We start from the raw sequence: 21053 nt of genomic DNA on the forward strand, positions 1-21053 counted from the left end.
ATTATAAGTTCCAAAATCTCAAAAACATCCGTTACTATTTTCGTTGGCGCCTCGCCTTTTAAGGCAAATTACGGAGCTCCGGGACGCGCTGTCGAATCACCATTCGTCTTTCCGAGGGGAAACTCAAATACGCCGTCATCGATCCACGCCTCAGTAAAACCGCTGCAAAAGCATGGAAATGGATCCCAAATAAACCGGGAACAGAATCTGCTATCGCTCTCGGGATGATACAACTCGTTACTGTATAAGCGCTCGATAAGTTAAAGGTTTTTTAGTCCGAGGTAGGGCTAATATCTTTTCGCAGAAACACTTGATGTCCATTCTGCACGTCTTCATTACAAGATGAGGAACAATCATAAGCGAATGCCATTGCACCAACGCATATTTTTAGGATTGTTCATAGGTGCAATCCTCGGCTTGGTTTCTCAATGGGTTTTGGGTTCGGACGACGAACGCGTGCGATGGTTCGTTGCCAACATTACAGACCCTATAGGGCAAATCTTCCTAAGAATGATTTTTATGATCGTTGTTCCCTTGCTTATCTCTGCTCTTGTTATGGGCGTCGCTGATTTGGGGAGCGCTGGGAAAATAGGGCGTGTCGGGTTACGTTCTTTAGTCATGACGATTTTGTTATCTTCGATAGCCGTTACTTTGGGTTTGCTCGCAGTGAATACGGTACGTCCCGGAGATGGAATCGATTCAACGAAGCGCGAAAGTCTTATTTCGACTTATACGACGCAATCCGCTCAACAGGAAGCGGCAAAAAGCGTGGAACGCGCGAAGGAAACGAAGCCTTTCGCGCAGACCATCGTAGAAATCATTCCTGATAATCCTTTTATTTCTGTAACTGGTGCATTGAGTGGCGGTCTGCTGTCTTTAATGTTTTTTGCATTGGTTTTTGGGATAGCGTTAGGTTCTGTATCTCCAGATACAGGAGAACCTTTAAAAAATTTCTTTAGGTCGCTTTTCGCAGTAAGTTTGAAAGTAATAGACTTTGCGATGCTCTTAGCGCCATTAGGTGTTGCTTGCTTGATTTTCAAAACGACTGCAATACTCGGATTCGATGCAATGCTCGCCCTCGGGAAATATATGTTGACCGTTTTAGGCGCTTTGGCAATTCATCAATTTTTTGTTTATAGTTTTGTCTTATGGACAATCGCACGACGTAATCCCGTAAATTTCTTTTCTCAAATCAGCGAAGTTCTCATGACAGCCTTTGCCACGAGTTCGAGTAATGCAACGTTGCCTACGGCTTTGCGTGTTGCGGAAGAAAACGTAAAAGTCCCTCGGGAGATCAATCAGTTCGTACTTACCCTCGGAGCGACAGGAAATCAAAACGGAACTGCGCTTTTCGAAGGTATCACGGTGCTTTTCCTCGCACAGTTTTTCGGAATAGAACTTTCTCTTGCAGAACAAATCGGCGTGATGGGTCTTGCAATCCTCGCAGGAGTAGGTACTGCTGGAGTTCCTGGTGGCGCATGGCCTATGATTGCGGTGATATTGAACAGTTACAAGATACCGACTGCGGGCATCGGGTTGGTTTTAGGGATTGACAGAATCTTAGACATGAGCCGTACCGTTTTGAATGTCACTGGTGACATCACGATTGCTACTTGCGTTGCAGAAATGGAACGTCGTTCGAAAAAATAAAATGTTTTTTACAACAGATCTTATTTCTAAATCGGCTAAAATCTTTTGGCATGGAGAGGACAATGATAATAATTATAACACCGCATGGGTGGGTATGAGAGTTCACAACGATGGAAAAATGTACTTTTTGTGATATCGTCATCGGAAAAATCAAAACCTCAATCGTCTTCGATGACAATCATACATTATGTTTTTTAGACAAAAAGCCGATATTCCATGGTCATTGTTTAATTATTCCCAAACAACACATAGCGACATTAGAAGAAGTACCGAAATCTTTGCTTGGACTCCTTTTTTGGAATGCGAGGCTGCTTTCGGAGGCTATCGAAAATGCATTAGGAGCGGAAGGAACATTTATTGCGCTAAATAACAAAATAAGCCAAAGCGTTCCACACATCCATGTCCATGTAGTTCCACGCAGGCATAAGGATGGATTGCGCGGCTTCTTCTGGCCACGCACGAAATACGAAAACGATGAGCAGGCAATCGAGATAGCCCGGAAAATTGCCTCTTCTTTCAAGCAAATCTCGAAAGAAAGAGGAGAAAAGGAAGCGTAGAATAAGAAACCTTTTTGCCGATAGGGTATACATTGTCATTACGATAATGGAAGGAGGTAATCCATGCTGAGTCCTAAACTCGTTGAAGCCTTGAGAAAGCAAATCGGAAGCGAACTTACCGCCAGTCATCAGTACCTTGCCGTTGCTTCCTATTTCGGAATGCAAAGTCTGAATGGATGGGCTGAATTCTTTTTCCGTCAGTCGGATGAAGAAAAAGAACACGCTATGAAAATTATAAACTTCCTTTTGAGATGCAGCGTAGAACCACGGTTCCCTGCTCTCGCTGAAGCCAAACCTAATTTTAAATCTGTGCTGGATGCAGTGGAACGCTGTCTGAGATGGGAAAAGGAAGTAACGAAACAATTTTATGCGATGGCGGATGTCGCTTTGAAAGAAAAAGATTACACCACATTTCAATTCTTACAGTGGTTTATCGAAGAGCAAGTCGAAGAAGAAGACTTGATGACACAACTGGTGGATTTAGTGCGAAGCGGGATTAACCTTTTCCAAGCAGAACCACTTCTTCCAAAACCTGAATAGGATCAATTAAGACAACGAGTAAAACAACGAGGCATCCAATCTTAAAAACAGACTGGATGCCTCGAATGTTTTTTATAGACTCACTTTCCAAAAGGCATGGTCTATTTCCACTGTCCAACCTTGTCCGACATTTCTATCGGTCAAACGCCATCCTACTCGAGCGAGAACACGTTTCGTTCCTGCTTCGATAAAATTCGAGGCGTTCGCATCTACGAGCACGGTAGTCGTGGAATCCGAAGTCGTTCCAGTTCGAACGTCTTTCAATACCCATTTCCCAGAGACGAAATCGAACAACTCGATTTTCTGCTCGATGTCTGTCCTACCGACTTTCGACTCCAATGTAAAAGTGAGAGCGATGGCAGTGGATATGGGAGACTTACCTTCGAGAACTATTTGCACGTGAGTATCTGCATTGCCCAAAAAGGTGGGGCGAATGCGTAAACGATTATCATCACTCGCCAATAGGTCGTTTAATCCACCAGCATGAACTTTTCCAATCGTAACATTGAAGTTCGATACGGAAACATCATGCTCTTGATGACCGACAGGATTTTTCTGCTCATCCGTCAGTAGATTTATCCACCCTTCGACTTCTGCGGAGAGTTTGCCGGTTCCTACTAAAGACACCGTTGGTTGAATCCATCCGTCGTGAGTCATCGGAAGTGGCTTTACTCCCTGACCGCCTGTACCATCGGTAACGCCTGCACCAGTGCTACCATTCGCAAGAAGAATTCTTCCTACGACTTTCGCATCGGAGCCATCGCCATCTCCATTCGGGTCCGGGTCGATAACGATTAACACATTCGAATGTTGACACGTAACATAAGCATAGTAACCGCCACCGAGTTTCGCTCCCCAATTAACACCATGCGCGCCAGCAGGAACAGGAACGTAGGCGACAATTTCATCTTTGGAAGTGTCGATAATTGCAACATGGTCTGCAGAACCCGTGTTTGCGCGAGGGATTGTAGTCAAAGATAACACTGCAGTGGCTGCGAACTTTTCATCCGGGCTCACAGGTGTTTGGATCGGAACTTGCAGAGTATCCAATAGTCCGAATCCGGATTTTCCATCGGGAGTCAATGTAACCGAAATCGTTTTCACGAGTTGCATCGTATCTACATTGACCACGCTCACAGTTCCGGATGCAAGATTCGCGACATAGGCTTTATGCACGCCTTTCACATGACATTCCCCCGCAGCGATTGGCATCAGAAGCGCAGAGCGAAGAGAATCATTCGGGTCATGAACAAACTCTGCTAACACGTTTCCCGTTTCCGTATCTAATATGCTTATCGAGCCGCCAAGACCGAGTCCTTTAAACACATTAGGAACTACTACGCGGTCACCAGAGCCGCAAGTAAGCCAATGCGCATGCGGATGATTGCGTCCTTCTCCGGTCGGAACGGAATCAATGATGTTCAATCCATTTGCGCTATCTTCGACTTTCACCATATTGTTCTCCGCACTCAAGGGGATCGTGAGGATGCCCATTTGCTGAGAACCTGGCGTGGGAATCGTAATGATGTGCGTCGGAGCCTCGCCAACGGTGATGCTGTCAAGGATTTTTCCCGAAGCGCGGTCTATTTTGTTGATCCACTTTCCGAACCAGTTGCTGTTGTAAATGGTGTCTAATGCAAAATTCGCCCACATGTTGTGCGGGTTATTCCAAAGTCCTTCTGTTGCCAAGCCGTTTATTTCACGCTCGACACTGAATGTCGCAGCATCTACGACTGTAATCGTTCCAGGTTTGAGAGCGCCTTGAGCGTCGCGTTGATTGGGAACACGCTCGAATTGCGTATTTACCCACACTTCACCGACGCCCGGTATCGAAGGTTTTATTTCGTCTGCCGCAGTGAAGATTCTCCATTTTGAAGATTTTTCTTCATCGGTGGGGGCAACTGTAGCAAGTACGGATAACACGGTGCTCGCGGGTAAGGAATCGAGACCCAAATGACCGATAAACGGCAACATTTCTTTCGTTACATCGGGGATATTGCCGCTTGCGTCTTTCACTGCAACGACCCCAGTCATGTAGGGGTGTATTTTGCAAACGAAAAGATACACACCGGGCACATCGAATTCTGCAGACAATGTTCCGTTTTGAGATTGGTCTTGGTCGAATTCGAGTGTAGAACCCGAAGGCTTGATCGCTAAAGTAACTGTATGTCTCGTGTTGGTACAACAACCATCAATCTTGAAATCTACGCGCTCACCTACATTGATGATGGAAACCGGAGTCCCCGTATTTTCACTGCGAAACCAATTTCCGGGTTCATCATTTAGAAACATAGTATCCGCAGCATCTCTATTGCGTGAACTCGAAGATTCTGCGAAAGCAGTAATAAAAAGCAACATGACAATCCATAAAGTTCCTAACATTTTTCCGTTCATTGATAACCTCCTATCGGTATCAAAGCAGTGAAGAAATCACTACACCTGCTTTGCGCTGAAGTAAAAGAGGCTAAGGCTTGATTTTTTGATACATGGAACAAACCCTATTTCCAGACTAAAATAGATTGGAATCCTCGTAGCATCAAAAAATGCGTAACAATACATAGTGATGCTCGAAGAAATCGCCCGATACGAGGCTATGCGTGCTGCCGTAGACCAGCGATATGGGTTATGGGCGATACTTTTTGCCGTCAAGCCGCGAGTAGAGGAAGAAGAACCCGAGATTCGCAACGCGGTACTCGAAACTTTGCGTTCGCTCTACCGAGAAGGATATATCCAATTTTTCCGCAGCCCGTTTCTTTGGGGGAGACGTACTCTGCTCGACGAACCGGAAATCGAAAAGGCATTTTCCGATGAGAGAAATTGGAAACCACGACAACTCCCGTTCGGAACGCTCGTGAGAATCTCAGCTACCGAAGAAGGAAAGAGAAAATTCTTGCAAGGAGAATTCGGAAAGCCTGCACCCATTTTAAAAACCCCGCCCCCCACTGCATGGGAAAACCTCGAACTCGCTCCGGTTACATGGCAGGAAATAGGTGCTATTTTCTTCGCCTTCCTCGGTTTCGCGGTTTTCGCCTTTTCGGCAAGTGCCATTATAGAGTTCTTCCAACCAGGAATAGAACGAGATTTCGACCTCTTTCAAGTTCTTACGATGGTTTTCGGAGGTTTCGCTGGCTCTGCCATTGCACTCGTTGTGTGGGGAAAACTTTTCGCGGAGTGGAGAAAGAGGCAACTTTCCAAATCGAGGGAAACAGTGTCGGGAATTATCCCGGATCAATATCTTCAGGGTCCGACGTTAAATCCTTTCGATGAATTCGGAAACCCTCGGTATTAAGGTGACTTTAGACGCGGTAAAATTTATATCTTCGTGCAAACCCTCGAAGTAGCCCAACCTCGAAAGACAGCTTCCACCTACAAAATCATAACATGGGGCTGTCAAATGAACGTGGAGGACAGCGAGCAAATGGAACTCTTCCTCCAACGAATGGGGCTGTCCGAAGCGTCTTCCCTCGAAGAGGCAGATGTAGTACTTCTCAATACTTGTTCTGTGCGACGAAAACCCGAAGAAAAGGCATTCTCATTTTTGGGAGAACTGAAAAAACTCAAAGCGCAAAAAGAGGAAATGATCATCGGGGTTTGTGGGTGCATGGCGCAACTTCGTGCAGAAGAAATTCGCAAGCGATGTCCTCATGTGGATTTTATCGTGGGCACTGCTCAAATCGCGCAAATTCCCGGCTTGATAACCGAAGCGAAACAAGCCAGACGCTTCGAGATGCGTTTGGATCTCCCCCCCCGAAAAGGTGCGATTGTTACTCATCTTCCCTCACGCGCACAGCCAGAGAAGAAAGCCACAAAAATCAAAGCCTTCGTTCCTATCCAATACGGCTGCGATAAATTCTGCACCTTTTGCATCGTACCGATAACGCGAGGAAGAGAGAGAAGCCGACCTACGGATGACATTTTAAACGAAATCCGCATACTTGCTGAAAAAGGTGTCAAAGAATTTACGCTTTTAGGGCAAACCGTAAATTCGTATGGCAAAAACCTTCTGGAAGGAAGGGTTCCCTTCTCCCGCTTGCTTTGGAAAATTGCAGAAATAGAAGGCGTTGAACGAATTCGCTTTACGTCTCCTTATCCGCGGGATTTTCGCGATGACCTTATCAACACGATTCGAGACTGCGATAAAGTCATGGAACACGTGCATCTTCCGCTTCAATCCGGTGATAACGATGTACTGAAAGAAATGCGGCGTGTTTACACAGTCGAACAGTTCAAAGAAATTTACTGGAAATTGCGCGAAATTCCCGGCATAGCGATTACAACGGATATCATCGTCGGATTTCCGGGCGAAACAGAAACGCAATTCGAGAATACGCTTAGAGTCGTCGAAGAACTGCGTTTCGACTCTGCATTCATGTTCGCCTATTCGCCGCGCCCAGGCACTCCTGCCGCGCAACGCACCGATCAAATTCCTCATAACGTGAAAAAAAAGAGACTGCAAGAGTTGATTGCGTTGCAAAACCGAATCACCTGCGAAGTGAACGCGACGGAGGTCGGTAAAGTTTTCGAAGTTATGGTCGAAGGCTTTTCGGAAAAAGAGCCCGATAAGATGATTTCCACGAACGGAGACTCGAAATGGATGAAAGGCCTGACAAGGCACAACAAAACCGTGCATTTTCTCGGTGAAAATAAAATCGAAGCAGGCGAAATCGTAAGCGTTCGCGCAACGGAAAGTCATCTTTGGGGCTTTTATGCAGAGATTCTCTAATTCTCTGCGATTTGAAAATGATGCGTGGTTAGCGCAAGAAAGTGCTTAAATGCTTCTTGCGAACGGATTAAGCACGAGATTCCGTCTATAAAGGAATGAACTATGAAACTTGGTAGATTATTTTTCAACACGGTATTTCTTTCAGGTCTCATATCCCTCAGCACTTTTTCTTCTGCCTATGATTCTTTCCATGTAAAACTCAATGCACAACTCACTCTCAGCGATTTAGGCGCTTCCTCTGGAAATGGATGCTGGGGATACATTTCGGAATCGGGGAGGGAATATGCCTTGATGGGGTGCGACAACAAGGTCGCATTCGTAGAAATCACCGACCCTGACAATCCGATTTACTTTGCATTCATTCCACACACCAGCAGCACTTGGGCTGATATCAAAGTTTACAAAAACTACTGCTATGTGGTGACAGAGGCGAGCGGTTCGGGAATTCAAGTTATAGATTTATCTCTCATAGACAATCACACCGTCACTCTCGTGAACGTAGTTCCCTTTCCAGGACGCAGCCACAACGTTGCAGTGGATACGAAAAGCGGATTTCTCTACACAGCCGGTTCGCATGAAGGACCAGGAACGACCGTATGCTTTTCCTTAGCAGACCCAGCGAATCCTGTAAAAGTCGGTAAGGATTCTATGACAGAGAATTATGAACACGACATCATGCCGTACACGTATACTGCCGGTCCCTATGCGGGACGCCAAATTCTTTTTTGTTCGAGCGAAGATAGAGGAGTCGAAATTTACGACGTTACGGATAAAAACAATCCCTTTTTAGTAAAGACCGTCACGTACCCTAATATCGGTTACTGCCATCAAGCTTGGATGAGCGAAGACGAAAAATATCTTTATGTGGATGACGAATTCGACGAATGGATTTGGGGTTACACTACGCGAACGATTGTGCTGGATGTAAGCAGTTTGGAAAATGCGCATTACGTAACGACGTTCACCTCAGGCTCGCCAGCGATAGACCACAACCAATATTATCGTGACGGATTTATTTTCCAAGCAAACTACACGTCTGGGTTGCGAATCTTCGATGCGAACGATAATCCGACATCCCCACCGCAAGTCGGATGGTTCGATACGTATCCTCTCGGAGACCCCGTCGCCTTCGAAGGGGCGTGGAATTGTTTTGCGTTTTTCAACAGCAATACCGTAATTGTCAGCGATATCAACCGCGGGTTGTTCATCCTCGACCCGACCGAGGCTCTCACTCGTATCGTCGTTCCTTACGATTTGAAGTTGCTCAAGGGTTCGATTCTTTCGGGGGGGCTATCTGAATTAGCGTTCAGCGATGATGCATTTCTGCGCTTGCGTCCGTTTGCGTTGACCCCGCCCTCTCAGCCGCAAGTCCAAATCGAAATCTCCGGTACTTCTCCCTCGACGACCCCATCCTTGCTCGATTTCGATATCGAGTCTGCCACGGACATTTCAGGAATCATACAAACGATAGAAATCCTAAATTACGAAACGAATAAATGGCAACTGCTGGATTCTCGAAACACTTCTTTATCCGATACAGAGGTGAAAGTATCGGCAACGGGCAACTTGCAGAATTATGTCAATCCTGCTGACAAATCCGTTCGCATACGTTTATCTTGGAAAGCCGAACGCTCATCGGTTGGATTACCTTGGACTGTAAGAGTGGATAAGGCAGTTTGGGACATCGCGCCATAAAGTTTTTTCATAATCAATTTATTCCTTGTCTAAGACTCCTCGTTCACAACCTCTGGTTAGGAACGCCTTTTTAACCTTTCTAAACAAAGGGAATGTTACATATTTTGAGAAAACCCCTCCTTAAAGGTTCCCCCTGCTTTGCAGGGGGAACTGCTTTTTGAAAACTGCAACTGCAAACAAAAAATAAATTGGCTCTTCGTTTCCAACCAAGCTTAGGAAACGCTTTTTTTCGTGGTAATGTATATTTAGTGTCTCGAAATTTCAGGAGTCATCAAAAAATCAAAAAGGAGGCAAAAAAATGGCTCTGCAACTTGGAGATATCGTACCGAACTTCACCCAGAACTCGACCGAGGGTCCCATTGACTTCTATGAATATATCGGCGACAGTTGGGCAGTCCTTTTCTCTCATCCGAAGGACTTCACCCCGGTATGCACTACCGAACTCGGGGTCGTCGCAAAACTGAAGTCCGAGTTCGAGAAGCGCAACGTGAAAATCCTCGGATTGAGCGTAGACCCTGTGGAAAGCCATCTCGGATGGATTCAGGACATCGAAGAAACCCAGAACACGAAAATCAACTTCCCGATCCTCGCCGACGCGGACCGTAAAGTGTCGAACCTCTACGGGATGATTCATCCGAACGAGGATAACGTGTTCACTGTGCGAACGGTCTTCGTGATTGACCCGAACAAGAAACTACGGCTCACTATCACCTATCCCGCCAGCACCGGTCGCAACTTCGAGGAGATACTTCGCGTCATCGACTCTATTCAACTGACGGAATATCACAAAGTCGCAACTCCTGTGAATTGGAGAGATGGCGACGATGTGATTATTCTTCCTTCGGTAAGCGACGACGAAGCGAAAAATCTCTTCCCGTCGGGTTGGAAGGCGCTGAAACCATATCTGAGAATCACTTCGCAGCCGAAATAAACGGGATAGAAATTTTTTCGTTTCTAATTTCTTTTTTCGTTCCCGACCTCTGATTGGGAACGCTGTTTTTTGACCCTAAGGCTCTATCGAAATATCTCGTTCCCGACTTCTGGTTGGGAACGCTTTTTTAACGTATGGTCTCTCTCGAAACGGAAACTGATTTCAAGCAATTAAAAAAGAATAGAAATTCAGTTAGCTTTTCACACCAATTAGTCAATGCAAAAAAAATTGTACGCTTTGAGGGATAATAAATGTACATGAAAATTCGTGGCACAGAGGATTCGAAACCTAATCTGGATTCAGCCGCAGAGGCTCTTCGGCAAATCATAGATGGGAAAGATATTCCATCCCCGAGTTCGCTTCTCCGAAATATCACTGCCGATAAAGCTGCTATTCGTCTTCCTTATTTTCCTTATTCGATTATAACCAACCTTGCACACGCTGTCTTTTGGCAAAACAATTGGCTGAACCGTTTGAAGGGAATTCGTTCACGACCTTTCACAGAAGATTGGAGGGTGCCGTCGAAAGAAGAGTGGGATAATCTTCGCGCTGAATTTCTTTCAGGATTGGAGGAAGCATTAATGTTAGCGACTATGAAACCTCCGAATCCTAAGATGCAGTCCGATGAAATGGCTGCAAAGGTGCTTTTCGAACTCGTAATTCACACTTCCTATCATTTGGGTCAAATCAACTTAATGAAACGTGCATTACGATTATCGAAGAAGCAATAAATGTTAGAGGATAGATGCCTTTAATGCCTCAACTGCTCTGTAGTTAAGGCTTTTCTACGGTTTGATGCCTCAACTGCTCTGCAGTTGAGGCTCTTTCACTATAGCACTCCCGTACTAAATGCTTATAACCTTATTCCGTTCTTTTCGTAATATTGTTGATGATATTCTTCTGCAAGCCAAAACACATTTGCGGGTGCTATTTCCGTGGAAATTTTCTTACCTTCTTTGCGCATCTTTTCGATGAGTTCTTCTGCTATTCGTTTCTGTTTTTCATTGCGATAAAAAATAGCGCTCCGATATTGATAACCCGATCCGCAAGGACGTGAGGGATCGTGAATTCGGAAGAAGATTTCCAAAAGTTTTTCGAAGGAAACTTTATTCGGGTCGAATTCAATGAGCACAGCCTCGGCATGTCCCGTGTCACCCGAACACACTTGTTGATACGTCGGATTTTCCCTGTTCCCTCCCGTATATCCTACGGCTGTAGCAATGACTCCTGAGGTTCGGCGGAACTCCGCCTCGATTCCCCAGAATCAACCAGCGGCGAGCGATGCCAACTCATGACGCCGCGCTGCCGCTACCTCGTCGGGGTTTTGCGCCTTGCCGATATCCCCCGGGCGCGTACCGACCCTTTGCAATGCCTCTTCTGGCTTCGAAAAATTCAATGCGCACATAGTTACTATAACGACAAACACCACGATGACGCTCGAGATATTCATCTACACTCTAATTATCCCACATCTGAGGCACTTAGTCGAAAACCTCGTATTTTTTTCCGTCTTGACATACGATTCGAGGATTATTGTTATATAATAAACGTATCTTAGGCTCCGAACCCGCAAGTTGGCATTCTGAACCTCTAAGCAGACTGTTGACCGAGAGCGAACCCGAGCCTGGACCAGACACCTAAAAGGAGGTCAGAATGGCAACAAAATCGTTATATGTCGGAAATCTTCCTTATTCCACCACTGAGGTTCATTTAGTGGACCTTTTCGCCCCTTACGGAGCTCGCTCCGCCCGCATCATCGAAGGTCGGGGATTCGGTTTCGTAGACGTTGACGAGGAGCAAGCCGATGCAGCCATCGCGGCTCTCGACCAAAGCGACCTCGGCGGACGTACTATTAGAGTAAGCGAAGCCAAACCGCGCGAAGAGCGTCGAGACAATGACCGATATCGCTCGAAAGGAAACTTCGGCGGTCGTGGTCGTGGCAGAGGAAGATAATCAAAGGTTAAGTCACACCTTCCTCAAACTCGTCTTCTTTGTTTTAGAGAAGCCCCAAAACCCGAGGCTCGATTTTTCTACTTTAGAGAAGTTGCTCTGAGTATAGGCTAAATCATCGAGAAATATTAGGTTCTAATCTCGTCTTATAATTACTTTTGGCTTTTATTGGAGGTGCTGTTACCATGAGAATATCTTTAGGGCTTTCTTGCTCGGTTCTAACATTATTCTGGTGTACGGCAAGTCCTCAAGCCCAACCCAGCCGTTTCATCGAAAAACCCGGAGTGCTCGAATTCTCCGGAATGATGATAGTTAAACCCCATTCGTTTTCGACTCTTGTTCAAAAGACAGGAAATTCAGCATTTGCTTTGATGTCGCAAATCGCTTCGCGCATGCGTATTCTTTCGAACACTTTGGAATACCACGACGAAGTGGACGAATACATTGTCGCTGTCCCGAAAGGATTCGATGAAAACACATATTCCGAGCGTTTAATGGGCACTGGGTATTACGAATACGTGATTCCGAATTGGATTGTGTATCCAGTAACTGATCCGAATGACCCGCTTTATCCACAGCAATGGCAACACGTGAATATTGCCTCAGCAAAAGCATGGGACATCTATACCGGCACTTCGAACATTATTTGTGCATTCACCGATACTGGTGTAGACCATTTGCATCCGGACCTTCTGACTTCACTCGTGCCCGGTTACAACTCCGCGAGTGGACAAGCCGAAAGTGATGGCGGCGATACGAGCGATATCAATGGCCATGGCACCCATGTAGCCGGATGCGCAGCGGCAATCGGGAATAACCTCATCGGTGTCGTCGGTGTAGGTTGGAATTTCAAAATCATGCCGATTAGGGTAACGAATTCACCCGGTGGAAGCGCTTCCTTGGATGACCTCTTAGAAGGGGCACGTTGGGCAGTAGATCACGGTGCTAAGGTTATCAGTGCGAGTTATTCAGGGGTCGAGTATTCTACCATCCAGACCACTGGTGCATATATTCGCTCTAAGGGCGGACTTTATCTCTATGCGGCAGGAAATTCGTCCACGAATCTTTCCTGGTTTGACTATCCTGACGTCGTGGTAGTTGGTGCTACAGACCCCAATGACAACCGCGCTTGGTTTTCTTCTTACGGCAAGGCAGTAGACGTTTTCGCACCTGGAACGGATATATGGAGTACGTATATAGGTGGTGGGTATGCGGCTTTAAGTGGAACGAGCATGGCAACTCCCATTGCAAACGGTGTCTTTGCAATCGTTTGGTCTTTCAACCCCAAATTGACTTCGCAACAAGTCGAATTGATCGTTGAACGCTCTTGCGATGATTTAGGAGCAAAAGGCAACGATAGTACTTATGGCTGGGGTCGGGTGAATTCCTTCAAAGCGCTTAAGTCTGCAAGGGCTGGTAAGCTCCCAGGGATCCCGTAAAAGAGTTTCAATAGCGGCTATCTACAGCACTACTTTTTTGAGGTAGTGTTTAACTTCTCCACGGTATTTCTATTTGCGTGGAGGAGTGCGAATCGATATAAACAAAAATTACTGTAAAAGTTGCTGGGAATTAAAAAAATAATTCCGAAAGAACGAATATCCTCAACAAAAGGATGTAAAATATGAATTCGAGGCAAAAGATATGTCTTTTGCCAAGTTTCGTTGGAAAAGAGAGGTGAGAAGAATGAAACTTCTTCGCTTAGCAACGTTTCTAAGCGCTTCCTTTCTCGCGAGTTGTGTCTTCGCACAGCTCACCGCGATAGGCCCATTCTCAGGGCTATATAAAGAAGGCTTCGAAGGAGCAGACTTGCCCAAATTCCAGTTCCTTCCACACTATGATGTGTTCGGAGGCGCTGGAGATATCTATCAAGTCGGTTCTGGCCAAGGCTTGCACATCACGACTGGTTGGAGTTATTACTACGTCACGTATCCTCATGGTGGGCAGTATTTCATGGGCCCCACTTATGGAGTCGGAGTCCGTTGGGAATTCGATGTACCAGCGATGCGTTTCGGAGGATATTTCACCACGAACTATAAAGACTCCGGGGCTACAGCGTACTTCTATGATGCCGCTGGTGGGTTGATAGGTGTAATGCCAATCCAAGCCATAGCAGGAAACTCGGCCTGGGCATGGGACGGCTGGCAATCCAGCGTTCCCATTAAAGCCGTCGAGATCTTCTCGAACTGGGGCGCAGGACATATCATGCACGATGATATGGAGTACGACCCCGTTCCTGAGCCAGCCACGTTGGCTGTACTTGGTTTAGGGCTTGCGGCATTGATTGCAAGAAAGCGCAAATAATCTAGAGCCTTCTTTGGTGCATTAGGGGCAAGGATGGTTTTGAGCCTTGCCCCTATCATTCTGCAACGAACGCCTCTTTAGAGACTCACCATCCCTCATTGTTAATGCCAAACTTTTTAGTTCATGAATAAGGAATTTCATATCACTCCACGGAATTTGAGTTTCAGCGACTGGTATCAAGACGTCGTTATCAAAGCGGGGTTGGCGGATTATTCAGGCGTGAAAGGATGCATGGTCATCAAACCGCATGGCTATGCGATATGGGAACTCATGCAGCGCGCATTGGATGCAATGTTCAAAGAGTCCGGACATGAAAATGCATACTTCCCTCTTTTCGTTCCGAAATCTTTTTTCGCTAAAGAGGCTGAACACGTATCGGGATTTGCGAAGGAATGCGCGGTCGTAACTCATTATCGTTTGAAAGAGGACCCAGAAACGAAAGAACTCATTGTAGACCCAGAAGCGAAACTCGAAGAAGAATTGATCATTCGGCCAACGAGCGAGACCGTGATTTGGAATATGTATAGCAAATGGATACAAAGTTATCGCGACTTACCGATATTAATCAATCAATGGGCGAACGTCGTGCGATGGGAAATGCGGACAAGACTCTTCTTGAGAACTGCTGAATTTTTATGGCAAGAGGGGCATACAGCGCATGAAACCTACGAAGAAGCAGAACGAGAAGCGCTTTTGATTTTGGGTATCTATCGAAAATTTGCAGAAGAATGGATGGCAGTCCCGGTGATCGCCGGAAGAAAAACAGAGAGCGAAAAATTCGCAGGGGCAGACCATACTTATACTATCGAAGCATTGACACAAGATTTACGCTGTTTGCAAGCGGGAACTTCGCATCATTTGGGACAAAACTTCGCAAAGGCATTCGATGTACAATTCGCAACGCGAGAAGGAAACCTCGAATATGTCTATGCGACGAGTTGGGGAGTTTCGACTCGGTTGATCGGAACGCTCGTGATGGTACATTCGGACGACAAAGGTTTGATTTGTCCACCGCGCCTCGCTCCATTACAGGTCGTCTTCGTCCCAATTTGGGGGGGAAACGAAAAAGTACGCGAAAAAGTTTTCCAAGCTTGCGACGGTTATTCCGAAATCCTTCGAAAAGCAGGTTGGGACGGTTCTCCGATTCGATGCAAAGTAGACAAACGCGAAAAAGAAACGCCAGGATTCAAATTTAACGATTGGGAAATGCGTGGAGCATGCTTGCGCGTCGAATTAGGACCTCGAGATTTGCAATCCGAGCAATGTGTGATTGCAAGAAGAGACACGGGCACGAAAATAAATGTGCCATTCGAAAGACTCGTTACGAGCGTTCAGCAACTCCTCGATGACATGCAAAACGACCTTCTCGTAAAGGCTCGAAAATTCCGTGACGAAAACACACACAGACTCGATTCCTATGAAGAATTCAAAAAAGTATTCGATGAGGAAGGCGGTCCTGGATTCGTGCTTGCGCATTGGGATGGCACGGAAGAAACCGAAAAACGAATCACCGAAGAAACGAAAGCGACGATACGATGCATCCCATTAGAACCACTCGATCCTTCCGACGAAACCCCAGGCAGATGCATCGTTACAGGTAAACCGAGCGAACGCAGAGTAGTTTTCGGAAAAGCCTATTAGGTGCGCTTTTCTAATCTATCGAGTGCAAAAAACGACAAAAAGAAACCGAGTGTAACAGCATTTCCGCATGCGACAAAAGGCGCGTAGTGATTGAATTCATACATTTTCGATCCGATGACCAGTCCGATAATCGCCCCTAATCCCTGCGCCGTCATCACTGCCCCCAAATAGGAGGCAGACCTCTTGGGATGTATATGACTTACCGTCGCATACCAACTCGGAATTGCGAGTAAAAAACCGAGCCCTACCAAAACTGCGCCTAAGGATAATACGATTTGAGTTTGCAGAAATGGAATCCATGCACCTAACGCAACTAGCCAGATACCGATCGAGCACATTCCGAGTCCTAATTGAACGGCTTTTTCTTTCCCTATACGCTCCCCCCAAGAACCCAGAGGCACGCTCGCAAGTGCCATAAGAATCCCGGCGGGTAGAGCCAACCCACCGAACTCCGCCTGAGTAAGATTCAATTCATCTTTCGCGAACCACTGCAAAGGAACCATAGGAAACCCTACTCCCAAAAAAGTAACGAAAGCAGTAATTAAAAGAAGTGGGATCTTTTTACAACATAACCAAATGTCTTTGATCCGATATTCCTCAGCAACGTCTACGTGAGACCGCGATGATTTAGGGTGGAAGAAAACAGCGATAAGGGCTGCAAGAACAAACAAAAACGATGCGGCGAACAACCCAGCGCCTGGATTATCGAAGAGTCCGTTCAGCCCCCCCGCAATAGGAAGACCGAGCGCAAGACCAATCATAAAACAAACATTAAGGAGTGAAAGCGCATGCGCTCGTTCTCGTGGTCCGACTGCTTCCGCAACAGATGCATAAGCAGCAGGCCAGAGCATCGCCGCAGACAAACCATCGAGAACTCTCAATCCTGCAATCGCCAAGGTTTCGGTCACTCCGTATCCCATGGGAATCAATAAAGTAAGTATCGGAGTTATAGACCATATCATCGGTGCAGAAATCAAAAAGAATTTCTTTCCGTATTTGTCTGTGTAATGACCCATAAAGGATTTGAAAAAGGCTTCGCTGAGAAGAAATGACATAACGACGAGACCGACGACACCTTCTGAAAATCCTCTCAAATCCCGCAGGTAAACGGGCATTACTGCGACATTCAAGATAGCTACACCTAACTCACAAAGCAAAGCAAGCGCTAGCAACGGTGCGACTTGAGGTCGCAGCCATATCGCTTTTATTTTTTGTTGGTTCGTAACGTTCACTACACAAAAATAAAGACGCGAAGCATTATTTCTTCGCGTCCATGCATTTCGAATGATTGTGATTTTTCGTGTTGATTTATCTTTTTACGTATTGGAATCCGCGTCTTGCTCGTTTACGGCCGTATTTCTTACGTTCCTTCACTCTGGGATCACGAGTGAGAAATCCGCCTTGACGCATTATTGGCTTTAATTCATTTTCCATCTCTACAAGAGCCCGAGAGATTCCTAATTTGACTGCTCCTGCTTGTCCTGCTAAGCCACCTCCTTCTGAATCCGCTATTACATCCACCTTATCCGCCATATCTACTGCGCGCAATGGACTCAAAACGACCATTTCTAAAACTTTCCTTCCGAAGTATTCGCTCACAGGTTTGCCGTTAACGACAATTTTCCCAGAGCCTGGTTTTAACCACACTCGGGCGATCGCGTTCTTTCGTCTTCCTGTGGCGTAATATTGGTTGTCGGTCATTTCGATTCTCCTAACGACAGAATTTCTGGATTTTGCGCACTATGCGGATGTTCAGCGCCTGGATAAATTCGAAGTTTCTTAATCATTTGTCTACCTAATCTGTGCTTAGGCATCATTCCCCAAATTGCACGGTGGATAAGTTTTTCTGGTTTAGTCGTCAATAAATTTCCGCGTGTTGCACTGCGCAACCCTTGAGGGTGCATGGTATGCCAATAAATCTTCTCCTCTTTTTTCTTTCCTGTTAGAATCGCTTTCGATGCATTAATGACAATAACATGGTCACCGACGTCTACATTATACGAAAACGTCGGTTTATGTTTTCCCGTTAAAATTCGGGCGACGACCGCTGCCAGACGGCCGATAGGTTGGTTCGTAGCATCCACTACGTACCATTTTCTTTGCATTTCACTCGGTTTTACTATTGTTGTTTTCATAACTTTATTCAGCATCGTCGTCTATTCGTCCTCATCCATTGTGCCATATTCTTCTCGAATATCTCGAAGTCGTCTTCCATATTTTACTTTTACGAGGGTTAGCCCTTTTGGAGGTAAGACTCGTGGCGGCTTACTCTTCATCCAGACTTCCTTTTGTAAAAGCGCTTCGAATTCTTCGACGGAGCGTTTTCCTCGTCCGATTTCCCAAAGCGCACCTGCTATTTTGCGCACCATTCCTCGCAAAAACGCTGTCGCTTCCAATCGGATTCGCACTTCGTCTCTCACTCTGTTTACATTTGCAACCAACATTGTACGAACAGGGTTTTCGATTTCCTGCACCCCAATCGCAAACCCCGAAAAGTCATGGGTTCCTAAAAGCAATTGTGCGCAAGAGTTCATCGCCTCGACATCCAACGAATATCCTGCATTGAAAACGTAGCGACTTATCATCGGATTCGGGTGCTCATCTTCTACCATGCGATATTCATACACTCTCGAACGAGCGAAAAAACGCGAATGAAACCGCAATGGAACGAAAGAAGCGCGATAGACTCGCATATCCATCGGAAGTAGCCGATTCAAGATTCTCGGCCATTTTTCAGATGGAATAGGCACATGCGTTGCGAAATCGCACACTTGACCGGTAGCATGTACTCCCGAATCGGTGCGACTCGCACCTCGCAATTCCACTTCTTCGCCGATTGCTCGTCGAATAGATTCTTTCAAGGTTCCTTGGACTGTGCGAACCTGAGATTGCTCAGCCCATCCACAAAAATCCGTTCCGTCGTATTGAACGACAAGTTTGATTCGTTTTACTTTTCGTTCAATCAACCAATTCGATCACCGCAGTCGGTGCCGCATCCCCTCTTCTTCTACCCGTTCGTGTTATGCGTGTGTATCCTCCGTTGCGATTCGAGAATCTCGGAGCGACACGTGTGAAAAGGTAATGCACCAAATCCTCGCCGTTGATCAGCGAGCGCGCTGCTTGTTCCTCCAAAGACGTTCCGATACGACGTGGGTCCGAAGAAGGAATGCTCCGACTGTGCCCCACCAATATTTTTCTCGCTTGGCGACGTGCAGAAAGAGAATCTTCTTGCGCGAGCCGAATTAATGGTTCTACGATTCGTCTTAATTCTTTTGCTCGTGTTACGGTCGTGTGAACATAACCATGCCTTATTAGTTGCCGAACGAGGTTGGTCAATAAATGCTTCCGTTGGTCACTCGGAAGCCCTAATTTTCTTCTATCTATTTTGTGATACATAGCGCTTATTCCTCGTAGTCTTCGTCTTCCTCTTCTGCTAAGGCTTCGAGATGCGCTTTTCCAGGGCGAAGTTTGATTCCTCTTGCGGCTAATTTTTCGCGAACTTCATCGAGCGCTTTTTTGCCGAAACCACGAATAGCTAATAATTCGCTTTCCGTGTATTGCATGATATCTTTGAGTGTTTCTATATGCGCTTTTCTCAAGCAGTTGTACGTTCGTTGAGTGAAATCCAATTCCTCAATACGAACATCAGGAACTCCTGCTAGTTCAGGCGTTGCTTCCCCTTCATCGAGCAAGCCGAGCTTCATGCTTCCTGGGGCGATATCGGAAAACATTCGCAGATACTTGCTCAGAATTTCCGAAGCCTGGCAAAGCGCGACATTGGGCTGAACTGCGCCATTCGTCCACACTTCCAACGTCAGACGTTCGAAATCGGTTCTTTGCCCCACACGCGTGGCTTCCACCGTGTAATTCGCCTTTTTGACTGGCGTAAAGTTCGAGCCTACCGGAATGATTCCGATTTTTCCCTTATATTTTTCGTGCCTTTCCGGTAGAACGTATCCTGTTCCCCATGAGACATACATTTCGATGTACAAACTCCTATTCGATTCGCTAATCGTGCAGAGATAACATTCCGGATTCACGATTTCTACATCCGAGGGGCATTGAACGTCTGCTCCTGTAACTCGACCTTTCTTTTTGACGTCTACCAAAAGTTCGAAGTCTTCTTCGGGGGGGCGATCACGGTTCACTCGAATGGCGAGATCGCGGATATTGAGAAGGAGTTCGTTCATATCCTCCTTCACCCCTGGAATAGGAGCGAATTCATGCAAAACTCCTTCCACGCGAACCGCTGTAACGGCTGCCCCTGGCACACCGGCGAGCAGCAGCCTGCGCAAAGAATTTCCTATCGTTTGTCCATATCCTCTTTCGAGGGGTGATAAGACGAACTTTCCGTAGGTTTCGGTAAGTTCCAAAGTTTGCAGTTGTGTTTGAAGTGTTGTTAAAGATGTCGGTGTCATAGTTATCTCGTGTAGAATTCTACAATCAATTGTTCGTTAATCAGGGTATCGATTTCTTGTCGCGACGGGAGATGAAGTACTTTCGCTTCGAAAGTTTCGGGGTTCAAAGAGAGCCAAGGTGGGGGAGAGGTCGTTGCAACCCTCTTAATCGCTTCGTCCTGGATGAATTTAGAATCGCGTTTGCTTTCATGCAAAGCGACAACATCTCCTGGATGCACCTGGAAACTCGGAATATTGACAATTCGGTCGTTCACGGTGAAAAACCGATGCGATACCAATTCACGCGCCTGTCCGCGCGATGAAGCCCATCCTAAACGATAGACGACGTTATCCAGCCGCGTTTCTAAAAGTTGTAGCAAACTTTCGCCGGTTACACCTCGTCTGCGGAAGGCTTCATCCATATAGCGAGCAAACTGTCTTTCTCTGAGTTGATACATTCTTTTCAGTTTTTGCTTTTCCATTAACTGCTCGCCGAATTCCGTCATCTTACGACGAACAGCGGTTCCTCCATGCTGACCAGGTGGTTTTCTTCTGGCTTCTTTTTCGATAGGGCATTTACGAGTGTAGCAACGGTCGCCCTTTAAATAAAGTTTCGTGCCCGCACTCCTGCAATAACGACACTTTGTTTCCCAAACAACTGACATATC

At 46.2% G+C, this 21053-nt stretch carries 22 protein-coding genes; 12 read left to right on the plus strand and 10 right to left on the minus strand.

Features of this window, described 5'->3' with window-relative positions; translation table 11 throughout:
• Positions 1-363: 363 nt before the first annotated feature.
• From VNK96_08080 to VNK96_08090, 3 genes are all read left to right on the plus strand, one after another.
• A complete protein-coding gene (locus tag VNK96_08080; protein HWP31662.1) occupies positions 364-1650 on the plus strand; it encodes a dicarboxylate/amino acid:cation symporter in 1287 nt (428 codons plus the stop codon).
• Between the two features lie 110 nt (positions 1651-1760).
• Positions 1761-2207 (plus strand): HIT family protein, encoded by a 447-nt coding sequence (locus VNK96_08085; protein ID HWP31663.1) that lies wholly within the window; start codon positions 1761-1763, stop codon positions 2205-2207.
• A 63-nt stretch (positions 2208-2270) separates the two neighbouring features.
• A complete protein-coding gene (locus VNK96_08090; GenBank protein HWP31664.1) occupies positions 2271-2747 on the plus strand; it encodes a ferritin in 477 nt (158 codons plus the stop codon).
• A gap of 72 nt (positions 2748-2819) precedes the next feature.
• On the opposite strand, the gene VNK96_08095 is transcribed toward VNK96_08090, so the two are convergent.
• Positions 2820-5141, minus strand: a complete 2322-nt coding sequence (locus VNK96_08095; protein HWP31665.1) for a hypothetical protein — start codon at positions 5139-5141, stop codon at positions 2820-2822.
• Between the two features lie 169 nt (positions 5142-5310).
• Here VNK96_08095 and VNK96_08100 point away from each other — a divergent pair, with 169 nt between their 5' ends.
• The 5 genes from VNK96_08100 to VNK96_08120 all read left to right on the plus strand — a co-directional run bounded on the left by VNK96_08100 (position 5311) and on the right by VNK96_08120 (position 10827).
• Positions 5311-6036 carry a hypothetical protein gene (locus VNK96_08100; protein ID HWP31666.1) on the plus strand — a complete coding sequence of 242 codons (726 nt, stop codon included), beginning with the start codon at positions 5311-5313 and terminating at the stop codon, positions 6034-6036.
• A gap of 33 nt (positions 6037-6069) precedes the next feature.
• Positions 6070-7470: a tRNA (N6-isopentenyl adenosine(37)-C2)-methylthiotransferase MiaB gene (miaB, locus tag VNK96_08105; GenBank protein ID HWP31667.1), complete on the plus strand. Its 1401-nt coding sequence runs from the start codon at positions 6070-6072 to the stop codon at positions 7468-7470.
• 102 nt (positions 7471-7572) lie between these two features.
• The gene (locus tag VNK96_08110; GenBank protein ID HWP31668.1) at positions 7573-9165 is read left to right on the plus strand and encodes a choice-of-anchor B family protein; all 1593 of its coding nucleotides are present in this window, start codon (positions 7573-7575) and stop codon (positions 9163-9165) included.
• A gap of 298 nt (positions 9166-9463) precedes the next feature.
• On the plus strand, positions 9464-10096 hold the full coding sequence (locus tag VNK96_08115; protein HWP31669.1) for a peroxiredoxin: 633 nt from the start codon (positions 9464-9466) through the stop codon (positions 10094-10096).
• A gap of 251 nt (positions 10097-10347) precedes the next feature.
• Complete coding sequence (locus VNK96_08120) at positions 10348-10827, plus strand: DinB family protein (protein ID HWP31670.1); 480 nt, start codon at positions 10348-10350, stop codon at positions 10825-10827.
• 122 nt (positions 10828-10949) lie between these two features.
• On the opposite strand, the gene msrA is transcribed toward VNK96_08120, so the two are convergent.
• Positions 10950-11351, minus strand: coding sequence for a peptide-methionine (S)-S-oxide reductase MsrA (gene msrA, locus VNK96_08125; protein HWP31671.1), 402 nt, complete (start codon positions 11349-11351; stop codon positions 10950-10952).
• A gap of 9 nt (positions 11352-11360) precedes the next feature.
• Positions 11361-11546 carry a hypothetical protein gene (locus VNK96_08130; GenBank protein HWP31672.1) on the minus strand — a complete coding sequence of 62 codons (186 nt, stop codon included), beginning with the start codon at positions 11544-11546 and terminating at the stop codon, positions 11361-11363.
• A 203-nt stretch (positions 11547-11749) separates the two neighbouring features.
• Between VNK96_08130 and VNK96_08135 the strand changes: the two genes are divergently transcribed.
• The 4 genes from VNK96_08135 (at position 11750) to proS (ending at position 15988) form a co-directional block, all read left to right on the plus strand.
• Positions 11750-12049, plus strand: a complete 300-nt coding sequence (locus VNK96_08135) for an RNA-binding protein (GenBank protein HWP31673.1) — start codon at positions 11750-11752, stop codon at positions 12047-12049.
• A 182-nt stretch (positions 12050-12231) separates the two neighbouring features.
• Entirely contained in the window at positions 12232-13485 is a 1254-nt protein-coding gene (locus VNK96_08140; protein ID HWP31674.1) for a S8 family serine peptidase, read from the plus strand.
• A gap of 244 nt (positions 13486-13729) precedes the next feature.
• Positions 13730-14347: a PEP-CTERM sorting domain-containing protein gene (locus tag VNK96_08145; GenBank protein HWP31675.1), complete on the plus strand. Its 618-nt coding sequence runs from the start codon at positions 13730-13732 to the stop codon at positions 14345-14347.
• A 123-nt stretch (positions 14348-14470) separates the two neighbouring features.
• Positions 14471-15988, plus strand: a complete 1518-nt coding sequence (gene proS, locus VNK96_08150) for a proline--tRNA ligase (GenBank protein ID HWP31676.1) — start codon at positions 14471-14473, stop codon at positions 15986-15988.
• Here the strand turns inward: proS and VNK96_08155 are convergent.
• The 7 genes from VNK96_08155 to rpsD all read right to left on the minus strand — a co-directional run bounded on the left by VNK96_08155 (position 15985) and on the right by rpsD (position 21050).
• The gene (locus tag VNK96_08155; protein HWP31677.1) at positions 15985-17220 is read right to left on the minus strand and encodes an MFS transporter; all 1236 of its coding nucleotides are present in this window, start codon (positions 17218-17220) and stop codon (positions 15985-15987) included. The two genes, proS and VNK96_08155, sit on opposite strands and share 4 nt — an antisense overlap.
• Before the next feature lie 76 nt (positions 17221-17296).
• Positions 17297-17689, minus strand: a complete 393-nt coding sequence (gene rpsI, locus VNK96_08160; GenBank protein HWP31678.1) for a 30S ribosomal protein S9 — start codon at positions 17687-17689, stop codon at positions 17297-17299.
• Positions 17686-18123 (minus strand): 50S ribosomal protein L13, encoded by a 438-nt coding sequence (gene rplM / locus VNK96_08165; GenBank protein ID HWP31679.1) that lies wholly within the window; start codon positions 18121-18123, stop codon positions 17686-17688. The genes rpsI and rplM overlap by 4 nt, the downstream gene beginning before the upstream one ends.
• 21 nt (positions 18124-18144) lie before the next feature.
• Complete coding sequence (gene truA, locus VNK96_08170; protein HWP31680.1) at positions 18145-18954, minus strand: tRNA pseudouridine(38-40) synthase TruA; 810 nt, start codon at positions 18952-18954, stop codon at positions 18145-18147.
• The gene (rplQ, locus tag VNK96_08175; protein HWP31681.1) at positions 18947-19384 is read right to left on the minus strand and encodes a 50S ribosomal protein L17; all 438 of its coding nucleotides are present in this window, start codon (positions 19382-19384) and stop codon (positions 18947-18949) included. Before rplQ ends, truA begins: the two co-directional genes overlap by 8 nt.
• A 5-nt stretch (positions 19385-19389) precedes the next feature.
• Positions 19390-20406 (minus strand): DNA-directed RNA polymerase subunit alpha, encoded by a 1017-nt coding sequence (locus VNK96_08180; protein ID HWP31682.1) that lies wholly within the window; start codon positions 20404-20406, stop codon positions 19390-19392.
• A 2-nt stretch (positions 20407-20408) separates the two neighbouring features.
• Positions 20409-21050: a 30S ribosomal protein S4 gene (rpsD, locus tag VNK96_08185; GenBank protein HWP31683.1), complete on the minus strand. Its 642-nt coding sequence runs from the start codon at positions 21048-21050 to the stop codon at positions 20409-20411.
• Positions 21051-21053 lie beyond the last annotated feature (3 nt).

It is taken from the genome of Fimbriimonadales bacterium, from assembly GCA_035559795.1.
Lineage (GTDB): Bacteria > Armatimonadota > Fimbriimonadia > Fimbriimonadales > ATM1 > DATMAR01.

What these genes read in the sequence shown, in the direction of transcription:
- VNK96_08145 (HWP31675.1), top strand. Translation starts at nt 13,730, where the DNA reads ATGAAACTTCTTCGCTTAGCAACGTTTCTAAGCGCTTCCTTTCTCGCG.
- rplQ (HWP31681.1), bottom strand. Translation starts at nt 19,384, where the DNA reads ATGTATCACAAAATAGATAGAAGAAAATTAGGGCTTCCGAGTGACCAA.
- rpsI (HWP31678.1), bottom strand. Translation starts at nt 17,689, where the DNA reads ATGACCGACAACCAATATTACGCCACAGGAAGACGAAAGAACGCGATC.
- VNK96_08135 (HWP31673.1), top strand. Translation starts at nt 11,750, where the DNA reads ATGGCAACAAAATCGTTATATGTCGGAAATCTTCCTTATTCCACCACT.
- VNK96_08140 (HWP31674.1), top strand. Translation starts at nt 12,232, where the DNA reads ATGAGAATATCTTTAGGGCTTTCTTGCTCGGTTCTAACATTATTCTGG.
- VNK96_08085 (HWP31663.1), top strand. Translation starts at nt 1,761, where the DNA reads ATGGAAAAATGTACTTTTTGTGATATCGTCATCGGAAAAATCAAAACC.
- rpsD (HWP31683.1), bottom strand. Translation starts at nt 21,050, where the DNA reads ATGTCAGTTGTTTGGGAAACAAAGTGTCGTTATTGCAGGAGTGCGGGC.
- VNK96_08115 (HWP31669.1), top strand. Translation starts at nt 9,464, where the DNA reads ATGGCTCTGCAACTTGGAGATATCGTACCGAACTTCACCCAGAACTCG.
- VNK96_08100 (HWP31666.1), top strand. Translation starts at nt 5,311, where the DNA reads ATGCTCGAAGAAATCGCCCGATACGAGGCTATGCGTGCTGCCGTAGAC.
- VNK96_08180 (HWP31682.1), bottom strand. Translation starts at nt 20,406, where the DNA reads ATGACACCGACATCTTTAACAACACTTCAAACACAACTGCAAACTTTG.
- VNK96_08130 (HWP31672.1), bottom strand. Translation starts at nt 11,546, where the DNA reads ATGAATATCTCGAGCGTCATCGTGGTGTTTGTCGTTATAGTAACTATG.
- VNK96_08120 (HWP31670.1), top strand. Translation starts at nt 10,348, where the DNA reads ATGTACATGAAAATTCGTGGCACAGAGGATTCGAAACCTAATCTGGAT.
- proS (HWP31676.1), top strand. Translation starts at nt 14,471, where the DNA reads ATGAATAAGGAATTTCATATCACTCCACGGAATTTGAGTTTCAGCGAC.
- VNK96_08090 (HWP31664.1), top strand. Translation starts at nt 2,271, where the DNA reads ATGCTGAGTCCTAAACTCGTTGAAGCCTTGAGAAAGCAAATCGGAAGC.
- VNK96_08095 (HWP31665.1), bottom strand. Translation starts at nt 5,141, where the DNA reads ATGAACGGAAAAATGTTAGGAACTTTATGGATTGTCATGTTGCTTTTT.
- rplM (HWP31679.1), bottom strand. Translation starts at nt 18,123, where the DNA reads ATGAAAACAACAATAGTAAAACCGAGTGAAATGCAAAGAAAATGGTAC.
- VNK96_08080 (HWP31662.1), top strand. Translation starts at nt 364, where the DNA reads ATGCCATTGCACCAACGCATATTTTTAGGATTGTTCATAGGTGCAATC.
- VNK96_08110 (HWP31668.1), top strand. Translation starts at nt 7,573, where the DNA reads ATGAAACTTGGTAGATTATTTTTCAACACGGTATTTCTTTCAGGTCTC.